Below are 17,342 nucleotides of genomic sequence, written 5' to 3'. Positions count from 1 at the left end.
GACGTTTGAATCCCGCAGGCCGCACTTGGCGGCCGCAAACCCGAACGTCCGTTTCACGCCCTGAAACTAACGGGGGGAAGCAGCCCTGGGCGGACCTAAGCGAGCGCCTGCGCCACTATCGCCACGCCGAGCAGGACGCCTAACGCGACCAAGAACACGGGCGCGAAGGGATGCGAGACATTGATCGTCCACCCCATCATCGGGATGCGCTTCGGCACGATAAACCGGGAGTCGTTGGGGCCGTGGTAGAGCCCGAAGCCGTCGTACCAACCGTCCATCTCGACCTCTCCCAATGGCGAAACTCTGCCAGAACAAACGTCGAATTTCAACCTTGAGGTGACCTTGGCTCCCTGCGTCCTTCGAGGCGCGCTCAGGAGCGCGCACCTCAGGATGAGGTGTTCAGCAACAGACTACCTCATCCTGAGGTGCGAGCCGAAAGCGAGCCTCGAAGGACGCATGGCGGCTGCAAACTCACCTCTGCTGGGATGCCTCAAATCGACCGACCTCCCCGGCGAACGCCGGGGCCCAGATTCATCCAGAGCGGTTGGGGTTGATGCGATAGCGCTTCGCACCAAACGAAGAGCGCCCGTGGGTTCGATCTGGATCCCGGCGTTCGCCGGGAAGGTCGGGTTTCTGGAGGAGCGTTGGAGGCTGCTCCCAACCCTGGGCTGACGTGTTTCCCTCTCCCCTTGCGGGAGAGGGTGGCCGCCGAAGGCGGTCGGGTGAGGGGTCGGACACTTTCCTAAACCGACAAACACTCTGCGTGTCGGTTTAAGGTTCCCGATTCACGCCCTGAGACACGGACCCTGATATTGTCGGCAAGGATGGTTAGGCGGCGCTCGATCCGTCCGGCCCCTCGCTACCCCAATCGTCCGCCTTGCTCATCCATCCGCTTGGCTCTCTCCAGCACGTCGTCAACCACTGTCCGCAGAGGGCCAAACGGATGCTTTTCACCTAGCAACACGAAGACCTCGTCCCGAGGGTCGACTAAGCGGAAGATGAAGCCCAGGGCATCGTCGTTCAGACTCGCTTCATCCACCACCGGGCCTGGGAAGAAGAAGCCCGCCATGTCCTGGAGAAGGAACTCGTCGAGGCGTTCGTCGAAATGTTCTAGGACATTCCGGAGGCTGCGATCAGCGAGCGGAGAGGCGTCGTCCAACCCGAAGGCCTTACGGAGCGTTTCGGCACGGGCTTTATGAAGCGGCTTGTCTCTTCCAGGCCAAAAAAAGCGGGACAGGCCGGCGACATGGGTCAGTGCCTCGTGCGCCGTTGCAACGATCGTCGCTGGGTCCCGCCCTTCTTCCACAGCTTGGTCGAACCGTTCGAAGGCGTTTGCCGCGCGTCCTGCCGAGTAGGTCAGCGCTTCGATATAGAAGACCTCGTACATCGGCTGGATGCCGCCAAGCTTGCTCATCTGCGACGCTCTTTCACGCCTCTGGTCGTCAGATAAGTTCATGAAGCGTTTCCATGAGCCGAGGCGGAGGTCGTAGCAATCACATGGCCTTACGGCTTTGCCGGTTCGGTCGGAGACTTTGGCGCACGCCGGTAGATAAGGAAGACCTAGAAGCGCTCATAAGCTTCAATCTCTTTGCGCATGTCGTGAACGTCTCGCGCGAGGTAGAGGTCGAAGAGATCGAGCATTTCGGCCTCGCGTTCAGGGTCGCTTTCGAAGGCGCGATATAACCTGACCAGCGTCCGTCCGACTCCGTACGTCGCCATATATAGTCTCCGCCGCCTATCGACCTCTCCCTCACCCAACAGGTTCAAGACGCGCCTCACGGCCTCCAGTGCCAGTTCCGGATACTCATCGAGCTGATCGGAAAGCGCGCGCATCGCCCTGTCAGGATGATCCTCGAACGCACGGGAATTTACATACGAGCGGAGCAATGCCGCCCGATCTGCGGACTTGGAGAGCAGGCGCTCCCAATTCACATGGGAAGCCTCGTCGCGCACAGCCTTTGATACATCGTCGAACAGCGGCTCAATCCAACGGACGGCGCGATCGCCCACACTTCCGTTGGTCAAATTGCCCGAAGCGCGAAACGCTCCAGCCTGACGCGCAAGATCATCATCGGAAAACTTCGCCAAGAAAGCCGCTTCCCGCCCCTCGTCACTTATCGCCAGCCCAGACTCAAGGACGCGGCCAATGGCTCTTAGCGGAACAGCATCCATAGCTGATATACTGGCGATTAGATCGATGAATTGATCAGGGTAGGCGTAGAGCGCCCAGTTCATAAAGTGCTGCCCATTTCCCCCAAGAATTAGCAGCGGCTCGATCTCAATGAACTTCTTCATCAGTGTGACCGCTCTCGGCCCGTCGTACTTCCCTATCGAGTTTACGACATGCAGCATACAGACTCGCACAGAGTTCAGCCTCTCGACTTCTGACTGCTGCTCAACAAAGCTGCCAATGATGTCGAGGGTATCCGGCAGATTCCAGAGAATTTTTGCGAGCGCTTCATAAGCCGAACCTCGATCTCCGTTGATTCCACTGCTTTCCCAGTCGTTTTCTAGGTGAAGCAGCGCGCGCATGTCGGTTCTAGGCTCACGCTCTGATCGACTTGACCTCACGATGTCATCGGAAGCCGACCCATGCTGCGCAACATCAATCACAAATGAGAGGATAGCCTGGTCAGCAGCCACCTCAGAGTACCTCTGCACTAGCCAGCAGATCGTGCGGTGAAACTCATCACCGTCTTTGGTCAACACGAGCCGAATAGCGCGGGCAGCTAACTCCGGTGTCGTTTCCGCATCTCGCAGCCCGCTGACAATTGCTTCAGCATACGTATCGTTGAGGTCAGAAGGCATCGTTTCGAGCAAATTCACGAACCGCTCAGGTTCAATCTTTGCTCGTCCTCGAAGGACGCTCGCCAACTGCCGCGCGCCCCCTATGACACTGTCGGCCCGATAGACATGTCCCTCGTTGGTCGCGTAGCGCTTCATGGCCTTTAGCCACTGTGCGTCTGACATCTTCTCCGCGACTTCGGGGGAGATCGGTGATTGCACCCAACCGCCTCGGATGCCGTGCGCTTCTGGCAAAGGCGCGTTGGGAAATTTCCGATCGAGTTCAGCCAGCCGAGATTGACCACGTTGACTGAGGTACTCCGGACCGATCGTTCGTAAGATCGCGCGCTCTTTCGTCCCACTGATCGAGAGTTGATAGATCACATGAGGCTTCCAATCGCGTCCCCACCCGGACGCCGCAAACTCTTCGCGGCGGCGCATGTACTCCAAGCCCCAATCAATTTCGGGCCGGTGCGAAAGAACGAGTTCTTCGAGCCGCGACCTATCCTCATCCAAGAGGAATGGCATTGCCACGCGCGCGGCTTCCGCAAACGGCATCCAATCGCCGCCGCTCTCACCCAGCGACATAAGGTCTTCGCGATCAAATAGGGTCGGTAACAGGTGAGCGAGCGCCTGCCCTCCAGCAGTTATTGCCTTGAGCTTCAAATAAAGTGCGACTTGGCTGTTGACGGGCAATGTTTCGAGCAGCGTCTCAACATACACGGCGTCTTCGCGAGCGACCTGCTCCAGAGCCTTTGTCAGGAGCGAAAGGTAGCCGTCATCTTGTCCGCGAAAGAGGAGATGAAGCTGTATGGGCGCGCCGTCAGCGAACGCCGCCAAATCCCTACAAAGGGCCTCAGCGAAGACCGGAAAAATCTGCTCCACCAAGGCGCGTGGCGCCTTCTCGCTCAGCTCCTGAAGCCAATAATTGTCGTTGCCTCCGATATGCCGACCAAAGGGCTGCCGATCGGGGAATGCCGCCATCCATCGACGAAGCCACATGCCGAGCACGCGCGCGCCGAGCCCTGCCTTCTTGTTAACCCATGTCCCGATGTCGACGCTCTCCGTCCAATTCTCATCGTTCAGACGGTCAGGCGGCGCTACAGCGATCACATCCCCATACAGCGCCTCCAGCTCGCCGATATCGTCGTCTGGATAGAGGGTGGCAAACCAATCCAAAAGTTCGGGCGTTCGCTCAACGTCGCCTCCCCACCAGCTACGCAGAAATTGACTGACAAGCGACGAGTGCGATACGGCGCTCTTTTTCAGAAGCCAAAGGCCGAGCGCCTTATCTTCGTCACTCGCCTCCAACCACTTTGCAATGAGGCCGCCGCGTAGCAGCGAAGGGAGCCAGCGCTGACCGTTGAAGACAGTTCTGCTGATCTTCGACAGTGCGTGTTCCGTCGGAAACCAATTGAGGACTAGCGAGCGCTCTTGGTCGGTTGGCTCATCAACCGTCGCCAGCCATATGCCGATCGCGTCTTTGACTAGATATCGAACCGAGTCCGAGTTCATCACCTCGGCAAGATTGCGCTGGTAGAGGCGATTGGCCCCCTGATCGCGCAAGCGAGCGAATATCTGGCGCACTTGGGTCCGCCGAAAGAGCCGTTGCTCGTCGCTGTTCAAAAGCGAGAGAACGGTTTGGCCCGATGCGAGGAAATGGTGTGAAAAGCTGTGGTCGAAGAACGACTCGTGCGCGAACTGAACCTTCCCGCCCACCGCTGAAATCAGTCCAGCCGAACTAAGCGCGGCGACCGCGCCGGGCAGTTGGGACAAGACACTTTCCGGGGCGGTCAATTCCTGATTGGCGCTCATGGATTGAGCGATCAAACCCATACCCATAGCAGGCGTCCATGAGATCCCAGTCGCCCTAAACTCCTTCGCTCGGATCTCAAGGAGCTGATCAAACAGCTTCGCGCCAGTCACCTCACCAGAGTAAGGAACTCCAGACGCCGCAATTGCCATGAAGAGCTGTAAATTGATCGGTATCGAGAGGTTGCGCTTCTCTCCTTCGGTGAAACTAGGTCGCGCAGCGCCTGCGCTCTCCAACACCGGCAACACATCACGGTCCCAATCGAACGGCTTAAGCGTGACTGATGTTGTACGAACTGAACTCGCAATCGACTTTAGACGGCTGTCGTTCTCCAAATCGAACGAGCGACAGGCAAGGACGACGCGCACCTTCGGAAACAAATCGCTCTGCGCGATGAGCTGAAAGAGTATGTCTCGGATCAGTCCCGATCGACCAGACGCATCACTGATCGCGTCAACCTGATCGATCACTATCAACGCGTCGCGCTGATGGAATCGATTACCAAAAGCGCCCACGGGACTTTCGTCACGCTCCAGCACTGCGCTTCCCAAATCCCTCATCGACTGGATGTTGAGAAAGCGATCTAGGCGGAACGCAAGGACTGGCCAGCCCTTCGCCTCAGCGGCATCGATGATCCGAGTAATCGTCGCGCTTTTGCCGCCGCCGGCGGTTCCCGCCAATACGACGAACTTCTTGCCACCATCGAGGACGGCGCTGACAGCCTCCATGCTCTCTGGCGTCTCGATGTCCCGGCCACCGATTTTCGCGGGCAACGACGCTAGATAGCGTCGTGTTGCATCGTTGACTTTGCCTTCGATCGTTTCGTCAAATCCGGCCTTCCAGCCAATTCCAAGGCCGTCAATCGCTGCGCGAAACGCCGATGTCGTCACCGTCTTAGTGATGGCTCCTTCGAGAAAGTCCAGAAGCGCTAAAATCGCATCATCAGTGGACGCGCTGAACAGCAAGCCGCAAACAGCATCGAGTTCGCGACGTAGGGAGAGCACCGAGACGGTTTCTAGGCGGAGCCGCTTAAGCCAATCGAGCTCCATGTCAGGGGTGACATTCCAGACTTCGCGTAGCGCCTTAATCGTTGTCCGGTCGCCCTCGCTCAAAGCATCTTCGAAGTCTGCTGGCGACTGAACCGTGCCTGCCTTATCGACTAATGACCTGAGGCCAGGTGCAGGATCTGCGGAGACGAACACACAGGTGGTGCTTGGCTCTGCAAACTTGCGGGCAAAGTTCGAGAGGATGCCTTCCTGATTGAGGGCGCCGATTGTCCAGTTTCCGCTCACCAGCTTCCGTTTGCATTGGTGCCAAGCGTCACCGCTCGCCGACGTCAGCCTGAACTCAAACCCCTTGGCATCTTCGTTGAACGGCTCAAGGCGTATCTCTGCGGCTTCTCCCCTTAAGACCCGCAGAGCTTCAACGAGCGTCCAATGGGCCTCGTAGTCATTCCCCAGCTTGTCGGCGACGCCACCCCTCATTCGCTCTGCCCGCCCGGTCCCGAAGGAAGCTGTGGCCGGACATAAGCGACAAGTGGCCAATCCCCGTGATAGTTCGCGACTACCCCTTCGCGCGGGGCCTCTATGCCAGCTATTGCCGCCACCTGCGTAAGACAGTGAGCGAGATGGCCACGGAGCAACTCAAGCCCATCGAAATAGGCTTGGCGCACATCCTCCGGTCTGCGGAACTCGCCAACACGCGTGATGTCGCCGTGCTTGAGAGATTGCTCAAACGTCAGGAACTGGCGAATGCCCTCGCGCATCATGTCCACGACCAGATACAGCGGGCCGTCCTGCAGGGCTAAAAGCTCAACCTGTTTATCGACGAGAAGGCCCCGGATCTCCTGCAACGATTTTAGAGCCTCGTCGATACAGCCGTCGCAACACTCATAGGCGCTGAGAACCCGCCGATCTTTCAGGCGGATTACCAATTCGCGAGCGACCTTTTGCTCGGTGTCTTTTGGGCTGACTGCAACGCTGATGAAGGGGAAGTTGAGCGTGACCTCTCCGATCCGGTCGGTGAAGCTTCTCTTCGCGCGTCCTAGTAACGCCGCGATATCTATCTGGAATGGTGCTGGCCTGCTCCGCATGGTCCAGATTGTAGCGTAGCTGGAAGTTAGAAATACAGCATGGAATCGAGAGGTTGCGATCGCGGGCACCAGTGAGCACGCGCCGTCGTGGGGCGCGATTCGCCTAACCTCCTTGCAGTGGAGCCTTTGCTCCGGTGCGGGGCCTTTGCCCCTGTTGCCCAGCATTTCTGCGGGCTTCAGCCCTTTGGCTTACTCGTTTGGACCCTCAGGTCCCGGCGTGCGATTCGGCGGCAACCCGCGCGCCTCGGACGCGGGCAGGAAGGAGCTTGGCCATGAGACGACCGATGAAGCGGCAGCCGAGAAAGTCGTGGCGCTGGTTGACTTTAGGGGAGCGCTTAGAAAGGCAAGATTGAAGCGTCCGGGGCCAACGGCCCCTCACGCGGTTGTCTGCACACTGGAATTTCCAAGACCATCAGCGGCGGCGTTGGTCTCGCCAAGCGGCCAGAGCCTTTCTTTTTCTGCGCCATAGGCACCCCCACCCCCGGCCACGCTTGCCGCTGGGGGTCATGAGCGCAAGCTGGCGCCATGGACGACCACCTCTTGGATTTCGAGATCCGGCCGGGCCGCATCCGCAGCGATGGACGGCAGGCGGTAGGTCGCGGACAGCGGCTCTCGCGCCTTGTCGCCAAGCCGGCGCGGACGCTCTCGCGATCGGGCGGGCATGGCCCGGCCAGACGTTCAGGCTCGCCCGGCAAGTGTTCGCGGTTCGGCCGAGGCCAGGACGCCGCCAATGCGATGAAGTTTCGCGGCGGCGGCGCCGGCTATCGCCGCGTCGTGATCAAGACCCGGATGGCGGCGCTAAAACTCGGGAGCCAGGCGGCCGGCGCACATCTGCGCTACCTCGTGCGCGATGGGGTCACCCGCGATGGCGACCCGGCCAAACTCTACGACCGTGACGGCGAAGGCGTTGACGGCGCGGCCTTCACCGCGCGCGGCGCCGGCGACCGTCGCCAGTTTCGGTTCATCGTCGCGCCCGAGGACGGCGCGGACCTTTCCGACATGCGCGCCTTTACCCGCGACCTCATGGGGCAGATGGAGCGCGACCTCGGGACGAAGCTCGATTGGGTGGCGGTCGATCACTTCAACACCGGCCACCCGCACAGCCACGTCGTGGTCCGGGGCAAGGACGCGTTCGGCAAAGACCTAATCATTGCCCAGGACTACCTGACCCATGGTCTTCGCCATCGCGCCCAAGAACTGGCGACCTTGGAGCTTGGGCTACAGACCGAGCAGGAGGTCGCCCGCAAGCGCGAGGCCGAGATCACCGCCGAACGCTTCACCGACATCGACCGCGGTCTCGTCGCCGACATGACCGCGACGCGTACCATCGACATGCGCCCGGCCGCCGGTCAGGTCCGCGCCGATCATGACGTGACCTTGCGCCAAGGTCGGTTGAGAACCTTGGAACGCATGGACCTTGCCGAGCAGGTTTCCCCCGGCGTCTGGCGGCTCTCCGAGAATCTGGAGTCGACCTTGCGAGGCCTTGGCGAGCGCGGCGACATCATCCGCGCCATGAGCCGGGCGGTCAGCCGGCGCGGGCGCGAGGCCAATCCTGAGGCCTTCGTCATCGATGCGGCGGGCGAGCCCTCGACGCCCAAGACCGGGCGGGTGATCGATAAGCGACTGTCCGACGAGTTGGGCGATCGGGTCGGCTTGGTGGTCGATGGGATCGACGGCCGGGTCCGGCATGTCGAGGTTGATGGCGACACCGCCGCAGACATCAGGATCGGCGCCATCGTCGAGACCGGCGCCATGCCCGCCAGTCGCCCGGCGGACAGAACCATCGCCTCCCTCGCCGAGGATGGCGTCTATCGTCCCAGCGATCACCGGCAACGCCTGCTCAGCGGTGAGATGAAGCTTCCGCCCGGCGCCAACGCCGACGATCTCGTCGAAGCCCACGTCCGCCGACTGGAAGCGCTACGCCGGGCCGGCGTGGTCGAGCGCTGGAGCGACGACACTTGGAGCATCCCCAAGGACTTCATGGCCCGCGCCGAGGCCTTCGAACAGGGCCGGCGTTCGCAAGTGCGGTTGTTGTCGGCTTTCGACTTGGACAGCCAGCTCCGCAGCGACGGCGCAACCTGGCTCGATCGCCGGCTTGTCGGCGGCCAAGCGCGTGACGCCGCCCCGCAGGGCTTTGGCGCCGAGGTCGAGCGCGCCCTTGATCGACGGCGCGAGACGCTGGTTCGGCAAGGCCACGCCACGCGCGGCGCCAATGGCGGTTGGCGCGCTAAACCGGATTTGCTCGCCAAGCTGGAGCGCCAGGAGATCAGCCGTCGCGGCGAAGCCATGGCCAAGGACAAAGGACTGCCGTTCCGAATGCCCGAGCCGGGCGAGGCCGTGCGCGGGAAGCTGGTCGACAGCGTGCAGATGGCGTCAGGTAAGTTCGCGGTGATCGAGGGCCATATGGATTTCGCGCTCGTACCGTGGCGGCCGGTGATGGAGCGTTTTCGGGGCCAGGAGATCGCCGGCACGGTCGAGATGGGTGGGAACATCTCTTGGCAGCTCGGGCGCGGCCGAGGCCTTGGCATCTAGCGACTGGCGGGCTCCTCGCCATCAAGGCCAAGGCCGCCCGGCTCGAACGCCTGATCGGCGAGTGAGGCGCCGCTGCTGAGGCGGCGGTTCAAGGCTTGGATGAAGTTGCCATAACGCTTCTGGCCTAGCGCCCGCGTCGCCGGTTCGTCGGCGGCCGAGACGACCGGCGTCGCGCCAAGCCAGGTGCGGATAAAGATCGCCAGCGCCTCGTTGCCGACCTGGGCTTCGCGCTCCAGACGCTCCATGTGTTTGTTCATCCGGTCCAGGCGGCGTAGCAACGCCGCTTCCGTGCGCTCGGCTCCGTCCGGCGACATGAACGAGGCCAGGGCCGCGCGGACAATCTCGGACTTGGGCCGGCGGGTGCGGATCGACAGTTGGTCGAGTGCCTTGGCGAGATCGGCCGGCAGATAGACCTTGGTCTCGACCTTCATGCCGCGTCCTCGTCGATCAAGCCCAAGCGCTTGCGCGACAGCCAGGCGCGATGGCGGGCGCGGGTATAGGGCGATGGCGGTTCGGCGACAGCAATCCGCCCGCCGACATGGCGCCAGTGGTCGGGACAGACGCGCTCTGGATTGATCCCCAGCGCCTCGATGGCGTCGATGACTTCCAGGCCAGCGCGGACCTTCGTCCAGGTCTTCAGGTCGAGGAGGACTTTGGCCCCAGGGGTCACGAACGGGACGCGGTCGAAGGGCTCGCCCGGTTCGACCGCACGGAGAACCCAGAGGCGCGAGAGCGTGGTGCCATAGTCGCCAGCCTCCCAATGGATCAGGGCGAAGACGGCGCCGGGGGCGAAGGCAACGGCGCGGCGGCGGCGATCGTGGACGATCTCATCAGCAGGCCGGCCGAAGCGGACCCAGCGTTGGAGGCGGTCCTTGAGCCAGATCAGCTCAACGGTACTGGCGTTAGAGGCGGCATCGGACATGGCGGCGGCTCCCGGCCGCCATTCCGCCGGTCAGGCCGCGAGGTTCGCAATGCCTCGCGAACGCCTGTCGAAGAAAGACAGGCTCTGGCGAAGAAAAGGAAAAAAGGGAGCGGTGGGAGCTTTTACGACAGCCCGGCATCAGACCGTCCGAACTTCGGGAAGGGGTGGTCTGCGGACGTTGGCTGCCGCATTGTCGTCGGCATGCGCTCGATCCGTCTTAAAGTCACCGCTGTGGGCGCCTACGCGAGCCTGAGCCTCGCGGCGTGTTCTACTCCGGAACCCCCTGTTGCACAGGTCGACGCACAAGCGATCCTGCCCTCCGCTGACCTAAACAAGTCCGACTTCGTCCGGCACTACATGTCGATGACGGTCCGCGACGGTGATGAGCTTCCGTTCACCACCTCTGGTGAACCGCCTGAGCTAGGCGCACCGCGAAGAGTATGGGTCGCGGTGTTCGTGCGGACCCCAAGCATTTGGACCTCCGCGCCTGCGGGAGTCCACCTGGTGCGCGAGCGTGATCAGTTTCCAGAGTACTTCCATGGAGGCTGTCAGGTCGTGAATCTGATCGCCGACGCGAACACGGGAAAGACGCTGTCCAGTTGGTGTAACATCGACACTGGAGTCCCGAGCGACAGGCCAACACCCATCCCTCATTTCAAAAGCAAGAACTCGCCCTTCGGTTAGCGCGAAAGGCGGACGCCCGCCGCGTCCGTCATGGGTGGTCGTCGGACTCTAAGTGCGCCCCGTCATGGCGAGGACTGCGAATGAGAGCCACGCCGCAAACGCGATGCTGCTGAGCAGCTGCAATCGCTTGGTGTGGCGCGTCAGATCGGCGTCATCCAGCCCTCTATCCCGCCGAAAGAGAGCGAACCAGATCAGCTTGTTCCAATAAGATAGGCCGCGCATTCGACCGTATATTCCGGGATGTCGCGCAGCGAGAGCTGAGGCCACTTTCGGTACAAACCAAAATTGCGCCACGCAGCAGCAAGCAAATATCGAAAAGGGGAGCCATACCATCAGGGCGAAGGGTATCTCGGCTCCATTTTGCCGACAACCACACCTCGATCAGGTCCGACTAGGGTCGGGAACGGAAATGAACGCCCCAACCGGAACCGAACATTGGAAGTCGGCGACGCGCTACCGCTCTATCGGGGCCGAGGTCCGTTTGTCGGCGCGGTGGCAATTTCGGTTCCCGACCCATTGCGGACAAGGCGAATGCCCGTATCGGGCGCGCACGATCTCAGCGCTGGCGGTTACTTGTAACGGTCCCCGCTTTCTTCGCAGTGGGCTTTGACGCGGGCTACCCAAGGGTCAAACCATCCCCATTGGCCAGCATATAGTCCCGGCCCGCCGAACGGCTTGCCGGGCGCCTTCGCGTCCAACGCCTGCCAAAGGTCGGTGTGAGCCCTCATGCCAAAGCCGGGGAAGCCGCCATCCCTCATAGCCTTCACAACCTCGGTGGCCGTATAGCGGCGCTTGTCGACGTCCTTAAGGAGTACCTTCGTAATCTCCTCGCCCTCAGCGGAGTCAGCTTTGATGAATTCGATAGCTTCATCTGAGGCGCTCGCCCTGGCCCCGAGCTTGGGGATAAACACCACACGGTGAGCAAAGGCAGGGTCGGCCTGTTCTTCGTCTGACAGCCCAGCATGGAATGCGTCCATCATCGCGACGATGGTCGGCGGAAGCGTTCTGGCTTTCTTAAGCAATGCCCGTTGATCCGGGCCGAAGGTGACGAACTGCAAGGCGATCGGTAGGCGCCGCTCAATGGCGTATTGCGCGCCGAAAAGCGTCTTGAGGGCATCGTTGAAGTTAATGCAGCAGGCTTGGAGCTTGGCGCTCACGGCGTCGTCGATGCGGCTCGTCGAGCGATGCTCGATTTCGTGCCGGAGGATCAATAGGAATTCCAAGTTCTGCACCACGGGCTTTCCAACCGGGCATTTGGCATGGCGAAGGCAGAAGCCAAGCTCCCAATACTTGTCGGCCCCTTCCGGCGTCTGCATCACCGTTCCGTCAGCCTTCTTGTATCGATAGTCCACACCTTCGCGTCGGTAAAAGGCGTGCATGAGATAGGTCCAAGCGATGACGGCCGTCACGATGAAGAGTTCAGCCCGAAACGTTAGCCCTGCACCATTGAAGGTATGAACGGCGGCGATCATCGCCTCGCGGGCCTTTATGAGTAGTTCGTCACCGCGAACGCTGAGGCCGGTTGACGGATCAACGTCGGGCCAGGTTGCGAGAAACTCGTCGAGAGCGTCGTCATTGGCCGCGTTGATCGCCTTGTGACGATGCTGCGTCCTGATCTCGCCGATAAGGCGGTGATTCACCGTGCGAAGCGGCCGGGTGAAGTAGGCCAGGATTTCCTGATCGTTCCATCCACCTCGGGCCTGCATCGCCTTCACAAGGGCGACTTCCCACCGTTGCAGCGTATTCCCTGGTTTCCCCCTAGCCATCAGTTCCCTCGGCGACCAAACAAGCGCTACCATAACGTGAATGCTTGGCGGGGCCACTACCATGCCGGGGCACAGAAATGCGGTTGTCTAACCGCAACCTGCGGTGTGAAGGATTGAAGTCAGAAATCCACTCCGCACGGAAATCGCGAGGGTCCGGTTCTTGGCGTTGCCGACTTCGTCGTCGGCCAGCCGGTGATCGCCCCCTCAAGGGCGGCTTTGCCGTCGCCTGCGGCGGTGCGCTCCGCGCCCCCTTGACCGGCCGCTCACCGACCGGCTTGGGCTCGGCAAGCGGTTTAAGCCTGGCTAGGCGCTACGCGCCTGCGGCTTAACCGCTAGCTCTCGGATTTGAACCGAACGCCTGAACCACCTGAGCTAACCTCGCCGGCGCCGAAGAACACCACGCCCGCATCCTCGAACGCACGACGGATCGCCTCGACATTTGCAACGGTACTACGCGATGGGCCTATCGGCCCTTCCATCCGCCGAACCGTGGGCAACGACAGCTTTGCGGCCTCGGCGAGCTGCGGCTGACTCCAATCCAATAGCCCCCGCGCGGCGCGAATCTGACCGGCGGTGAGTGCGAGATTATTGTTTTCCGCTCTCATGATCGTTTTGCGTTGATCTTATTTCGTTGATGTGATAGCAAAACAATAATCATTGAATCAGGACCTACGCTATGGGCCAGCGTCGAAAGACGGGCGACGGCGCTCGCCTGCCTGCCATCTCACGTCGCGCCGTTATTGGCGCGACCGCCATTCCGTTCGCGGGGCCTGTGCGGGGACTTCCGGCGCGAGACGCCGTCGATATCCCCGCACAGTGCGCCGATTGGATCGCTTTGGATTTAGAGATTGACCGTCTGGCAGCGCGCTGGTCGGAGCTTGAGACCTTGGCGGTCCGTCAGTTCGACTACTTCCATCTCACGCAGGCCCAGATCCGAGCCTTGCCAATGGGAGCGGAGATGGACGCCGTCGACGCCGAATGTCGGCGTCTGGGTGATGTGCGGGAGGAGGCCTTGAAGCCTCTAGGGAAGCTTACCCCACGGACCATTCAGGACGTGTCGGCTCAGCTCGCGATTGCCTATCGCATCCTTGAGTTCGAGCGCGGCGAAGCGTGGCCATTCGTCCGCAAGGCCTGGACCTTCCTGTCCAAGGCGCATTGCCCCGGCTGCGGCGAGCCCTACGCCCCCAAATCGTTGCCGGTTTCCGCGCAATGATTTCGGACCAGACCGCGAGATCGTTGCGTGTGACCCACGGATTCATTGCGGGTTTGGCGCGTCTGGCCGCTTTGACCCGACAAAATTTCGCTCTTCGCTTTTCCTTCCCATTGACGTCCGGGATATCCGGCAAGGTCTCCGGGGTTTTCCAAACTTCGATGTCCAGGGCCGCATCGCACCCCGGTCTGCCTTTGACCTCTGTCGGCGTGCCCCAAACCCTGATGGTTCCAGTTGTGGAGCCAAGCATGGATGCGCCCTCTCCCCCGCCTACGCAGACCCTCACACCAGCCAACGACGGCCCGCCGATCAGCGAGAAAGGCCAAGCCGCGCTGCTGACGCTGGCGCGGCTTATCGGCCGCCAGATCGCGCGCGAGGAGTTCGCGCGGCGAATGGCGGCGGCCAATGCCGAGACCGACGACACCTCAGCTTGAAGGGAGTTTCCCGATGACCCGCGTTGCGCTTTACGCCCGCTATTCCGACGACAAGCAGTCGGCGGCCTCGATCGAGGATCAGTTTCGGGTCTGTCAGATTTACGCCGACCGCCAGGGATGGACACCGGCCGGGCGCTACTCGGACGCGGCTATTTCCGGTTCGACGATGATCCTTCGTCCGGGAGTTCGCTCCCTTTTGCATGAGGCGATGGCCGGCAAGTTCGATGTGGTCCTAGCTGAGGCCCTGGACCGGCTCAGCCGCGATCAGGAGGACATCGCCGCGCTCTTCAAGCGCCTGCGGTTCGCTGGGGTGCCGATCGTCACCCTGTCCGAGGGCGAGATCAGCGAACTGCATGTCGGGCTCAAGGGCACGATGAACGCACTCTTCCTCAAGGAGCTGTCCGCCAAGACCCATAGGGGTCTTCGCGGGCGGGTCGAGGCCGGCAAAGCCAGCGGCAACAAGTGTTACGGCTACGGCGTCGTTCGCGCCTTCGACGCCGCCGGCAAGGTAACCACCGGCGAGCGGGAGATCATCCCCGAGCAGGCCGAGGTGATCAGAGGCATTTTTCGCGATTATGCAGCCGGCAAGAGTCCGCGCCAGATCGCCTTGGCGCTCAATGCGGCCGGTGTGCCGGCGCCGCGAGGGCGCGCTTGGGCATCACAGACCATTCGCGGCAAGTCGAACGGGGTCCATGGCATCCTCAACAACCCGCTCTATGTCGGTCGCATGGTCTGGAACCGCGCCAGGGATCTTCGCGACCCCGACACGGGCGGGGTCAAGCGTCGGGCCAATCCTGAGAGCGAATGGGTTCACGCCGACGTGCCGCACCTGCGGATCGTCGATGACGCCTTATGGGAGGCCGCCAAGGCCCGCCAAGAGGAGTTCTCGCGCGTCTATGAGCAGGCCCTCACCGACGGCAAGCGCCTCCTGGGCGCGGCATCGGCGGCGCGGCGTCCATTGAACCTGCTATCGGGTCTGGTGGCCTGTGGCGTCTGTGGCGCGGCGATCAGTCGTCGGGGCAACGGCCGAATGGCCTGTCTTGGCCACGCCACCGGCAAGGGCTGCACCAACAACACGACAGTCGTCGCCGACCGGCTGGAGGCGCGTGTGCTGATGGGTCTGCGAGACCGGTTGCTGACGCCGCAGATCGCGGCCGAGGCCATGCGGTCGTTTATCGAGGAGACCAATCGGCTCAACCATCAGCGCCGGGCTAACGAGGCGGTGGATCGTCAGCGGCTGGAGAAGGCTCGCAAGGCTTACAAGGGCCTCATGACCATGATCGAGCAGGGCGAGTACACGCCGGGCATGGTTGGCCGACTTCGCGAGTTGGAGAACGAGGTCGTCGCAATCGAGGCGACCTTGGCCGAGGCCCCGCGCGATGTTCCTGACATTCACCCCAACATCGCCGAGCTATACCGGCGCAAGGTCGAGCGGTTGACCGAGGCGCTCGCCGACCCCGACAATCGCACCGAAGCGGCGACGGCCTTGCGAGGCTTGATCGAGAAGGTGGTCGTGACGCCGACCGGGCGGCGCGGCGAGCATGATGTTCGCTTGCTCGGGGATCTCGAAACGATCCTGGCTTGGGCCGAGGACCGTAAGGCCGTCATGCAAACCCCGCTGAGGTTGTCCTTTCGCCACGGAGGCGAAGGTGTAGCGGTGAAGGACTGTGAGGGGTCGCGCTCGGCTATCCTGAGAGACTTTTCAACCCCTCATCCGTCAGCTTCGCTGACACCTTCTCCCGCAAGGGGAGAAGGAAACCTGGGCGGACCTTGACTCCCTGCGTCCTTCGAGGCGCGCTCAAGAGCGCGCACCTCAGGATGAGGTGTTCAGCAACAGGATTTCCTCATCCTGAGGTGTGAGCCGAAGGCGAGCCTCGAAGGACGCATGGCGGTCGCAAACCCGAACGTCCGCTTCACGTCCTGAAACCAACGGGGAGAGGCAGCCCTGGGCGGACGTTCGGAAAATCCTCCCCCCAGCGGGGGAGGAGGCCGAAGGCCGGAGGGGGAAGTGCTGCCGAGCCGGCTTTTTCCCCCTCCGTCGGCTTCGCCGACACCTCCCCCGCTGGGGGGAGGATTAGGTCCGCGTCCGGGGCGGAAGCCAGTTCCCGCTTGGCCCGTCCAGAGCGCCCCAGGCCTCAGGGCCGCATGTAGGGCGTGAACGCACCCAGGCGTACGGCGGTTGAACCCCGCACGCCCTTGCCGCCGGTGCTGAACATGCCCACGCCGAACCGCTCGCACAGCGTCTGATAGCCGGTTGCGCCTCGCACCGAGTCCCGCGCCAGCCCATCGGCGCCCTGGCTTGGACGGTTCACGTACACCGTTCCGTCGCGCATGCGGTAGAGGATCGCCGTGCGCTCCACGACCCAGGCGTCCATCACGGTGCGGCTGTCGATGCAGCTGACCGGCTGTCCGGCCACACGGCCGTTCAGTTCTCGAAGAAGGCTGGCCTCGCCCTTCGGGTAGGTTTCGGCGCGCTGGTCGCCCGCCATGGCGACGGCGGGCAGGGCCAGCGCCATGGCTGCCATCACGCTCGCGCTACAGGATCTAGCGCTAAGGGAAAACATCGTCATCCAACCCTCCCCTGCTAGCGACGAAACAAGAGGTTCGCCCGAGCTGTCGGGAGACGATGACATACAGCTCTGGATTGTCAAATCCGAAAAATATCGCCCTGGTTCAGGCGCGAAACCCTAGCGCGCCTTGGGCTTGTCGTACGGCGTGAACGTGCCCAGGCTGACAAAGCCCGCGTCGAAGCGGGCGCCCGACTCCAGCAGGTTGACCGCATCGAAGCTGCACAGCCGCGTTCCGACCGTGCGGGTCACCAGCGTCTGGTCGCGACGCAGAGCATCCGCACCGATCCGGGGCCGGTTCACATAGAGGCGGCCGCCGCGCAGCCGGTAGACGATTGCGGTCTTGTCGACGATGTCGACGGTGTCGACGTTGCGGGGGTCGATGCAGTTGACCGGCGCGCTGGCCGTGCGGCCGTCCAGCATCTTGGCCAACACCTGCTCGGGCGGCGGCTTGGGGGTCGCCGCGCTGGCCGCGCCGGCCACCGAGAGGGCCAGCAAGGCCACAAGTCCGTTCAGCTTACCGCGCATGGACGTGATC

13 protein-coding genes and 1 pseudogene are annotated in these 17,342 nt (G+C 62.2%); 4 read left to right on the top strand and 10 right to left on the bottom strand.

Annotation, left to right across the window (positions count from 1 at the left end; translation table 11 throughout):
* Positions 1 to 95 precede the first annotated feature (95 nt).
* The 4 genes from CA606_RS04165 to CA606_RS04150 form a co-directional block, all read right to left on the bottom strand.
* Positions 96 to 278 (bottom strand): DUF5808 domain-containing protein, encoded by a 183-nt coding sequence (locus tag CA606_RS04165; protein WP_096052256.1) that lies wholly within the window; start codon positions 276 to 278, stop codon positions 96 to 98.
* 581 nt (positions 279 to 859) lie between these two features.
* Positions 860 to 1,414, bottom strand: coding sequence for a hypothetical protein (locus CA606_RS04160; protein ID WP_181242781.1), 555 nt, complete (start codon positions 1,412 to 1,414; stop codon positions 860 to 862).
* Positions 1,415 to 1,560: 146 nt separating this feature from the next.
* On the bottom strand, positions 1,561 to 6,081 hold the full coding sequence (locus CA606_RS04155; RefSeq protein ID WP_096052258.1) for an ATP-binding protein: 4,521 nt from the start codon (positions 6,079 to 6,081) through the stop codon (positions 1,561 to 1,563).
* A complete protein-coding gene (locus CA606_RS04150; RefSeq protein WP_181242780.1) occupies positions 6,078 to 6,689 on the bottom strand; it encodes a hypothetical protein in 612 nt (203 codons plus the stop codon). Before CA606_RS04150 ends, CA606_RS04155 begins: the two co-directional genes overlap by 4 nt.
* A gap of 525 nt (positions 6,690 to 7,214) precedes the next feature.
* On the opposite strand from CA606_RS04150, the gene CA606_RS04145 reads away from it, so the two are divergent.
* On the top strand, positions 7,215 to 9,221 hold the full coding sequence (locus tag CA606_RS04145; protein ID WP_096052260.1) for a DUF3363 domain-containing protein: 2,007 nt from the start codon (positions 7,215 to 7,217) through the stop codon (positions 9,219 to 9,221).
* Here the strand turns inward: CA606_RS04145 and CA606_RS04140 are convergent.
* From CA606_RS04140 to CA606_RS04130, 3 genes are all read right to left on the bottom strand, one after another.
* Positions 9,218 to 9,652, bottom strand: a complete 435-nt coding sequence (locus CA606_RS04140) for a ribbon-helix-helix protein, CopG family (protein ID WP_096052261.1) — start codon at positions 9,650 to 9,652, stop codon at positions 9,218 to 9,220. The genes CA606_RS04145 and CA606_RS04140 overlap by 4 nt on opposite strands.
* Entirely contained in the window at positions 9,649 to 10,143 is a 495-nt protein-coding gene (locus CA606_RS04135) for a DUF2840 domain-containing protein (RefSeq protein ID WP_096052262.1), read from the bottom strand. The genes CA606_RS04140 and CA606_RS04135 overlap by 4 nt, the downstream gene beginning before the upstream one ends.
* A 1,253-nt stretch (positions 10,144 to 11,396) precedes the next feature.
* Positions 11,397 to 12,533, bottom strand: a complete 1,137-nt coding sequence (locus CA606_RS04130; RefSeq protein WP_233282197.1) for a DUF3644 domain-containing protein — start codon at positions 12,531 to 12,533, stop codon at positions 11,397 to 11,399.
* A 736-nt stretch (positions 12,534 to 13,269) separates the two neighbouring features.
* Here CA606_RS04130 and CA606_RS04125 point away from each other — a divergent pair.
* From CA606_RS04125 to CA606_RS04115, 3 genes are all read left to right on the top strand, one after another.
* Complete coding sequence (locus CA606_RS04125; protein WP_096052265.1) at positions 13,270 to 13,806, top strand: hypothetical protein; 537 nt, start codon at positions 13,270 to 13,272, stop codon at positions 13,804 to 13,806.
* Positions 13,807 to 14,051: 245 nt separating this feature from the next.
* The gene (locus tag CA606_RS04120; protein WP_096052266.1) at positions 14,052 to 14,237 is read left to right on the top strand and encodes a hypothetical protein; all 186 of its coding nucleotides are present in this window, start codon (positions 14,052 to 14,054) and stop codon (positions 14,235 to 14,237) included.
* Positions 14,238 to 14,250: 13 nt separating this feature from the next.
* Complete coding sequence (locus CA606_RS04115; RefSeq protein ID WP_233282179.1) at positions 14,251 to 16,011, top strand: recombinase family protein; 1,761 nt, start codon at positions 14,251 to 14,253, stop codon at positions 16,009 to 16,011.
* A gap of 2 nt (positions 16,012 to 16,013) precedes the next feature.
* Here the strand turns inward: CA606_RS04115 and CA606_RS20535 are convergent.
* From CA606_RS20535 to CA606_RS04105, 3 genes and pseudogenes are all read right to left on the bottom strand, one after another.
* Positions 16,014 to 16,128, bottom strand: a pseudogene (locus tag CA606_RS20535) (hypothetical protein); the annotation flags it as partial.
* A gap of 244 nt (positions 16,129 to 16,372) precedes the next feature.
* Entirely contained in the window at positions 16,373 to 16,765 is a 393-nt protein-coding gene (locus CA606_RS04110) for a hypothetical protein (protein ID WP_181242779.1), read from the bottom strand.
* Positions 16,766 to 16,924: 159 nt separating this feature from the next.
* Positions 16,925 to 17,332, bottom strand: a complete 408-nt coding sequence (locus CA606_RS04105) for a hypothetical protein (protein ID WP_096052268.1) — start codon at positions 17,330 to 17,332, stop codon at positions 16,925 to 16,927.
* Between the last annotated feature and the right edge of the window lie 10 nt (positions 17,333 to 17,342).

This window comes from Caulobacter vibrioides (assembly GCF_002310375.3).
Taxonomy (GTDB): domain Bacteria; phylum Pseudomonadota; class Alphaproteobacteria; order Caulobacterales; family Caulobacteraceae; genus Caulobacter; species Caulobacter vibrioides_D.
Note: the sequence above shows the minus strand (reverse complement) of the source record. Positions and strands in the feature narration are given on the sequence as shown.

Excerpts from the sequence above, each read along its gene's own strand:
- CA606_RS04165 (WP_096052256.1), bottom strand. The coding sequence starts at position 278 with ATGGACGGTTGGTACGACGGCTTCGGGCTCTACCACGGCCCCAACGAC.
- CA606_RS04160 (WP_181242781.1), bottom strand. The coding sequence starts at position 1,414 with ATGAGCAAGCTTGGCGGCATCCAGCCGATGTACGAGGTCTTCTATATC.
- CA606_RS04155 (WP_096052258.1), bottom strand. The coding sequence starts at position 6,081 with ATGAGGGGTGGCGTCGCCGACAAGCTGGGGAATGACTACGAGGCCCAT.
- CA606_RS04150 (WP_181242780.1), bottom strand. The coding sequence starts at position 6,689 with ATGCGGAGCAGGCCAGCACCATTCCAGATAGATATCGCGGCGTTACTA.
- CA606_RS04145 (WP_096052260.1), top strand. The coding sequence starts at position 7,215 with ATGGACGACCACCTCTTGGATTTCGAGATCCGGCCGGGCCGCATCCGC.
- CA606_RS04140 (WP_096052261.1), bottom strand. The coding sequence starts at position 9,652 with ATGAAGGTCGAGACCAAGGTCTATCTGCCGGCCGATCTCGCCAAGGCA.
- CA606_RS04135 (WP_096052262.1), bottom strand. The coding sequence starts at position 10,143 with ATGTCCGATGCCGCCTCTAACGCCAGTACCGTTGAGCTGATCTGGCTC.
- CA606_RS04130 (WP_233282197.1), bottom strand. The coding sequence starts at position 12,533 with ATGCAGGCCCGAGGTGGATGGAACGATCAGGAAATCCTGGCCTACTTC.
- CA606_RS04125 (WP_096052265.1), top strand. The coding sequence starts at position 13,270 with ATGGGCCAGCGTCGAAAGACGGGCGACGGCGCTCGCCTGCCTGCCATC.
- CA606_RS04120 (WP_096052266.1), top strand. The coding sequence starts at position 14,052 with ATGGATGCGCCCTCTCCCCCGCCTACGCAGACCCTCACACCAGCCAAC.
- CA606_RS04115 (WP_233282179.1), top strand. The coding sequence starts at position 14,251 with ATGACCCGCGTTGCGCTTTACGCCCGCTATTCCGACGACAAGCAGTCG.
- CA606_RS04105 (WP_096052268.1), bottom strand. The coding sequence starts at position 17,332 with ATGCGCGGTAAGCTGAACGGACTTGTGGCCTTGCTGGCCCTCTCGGTG.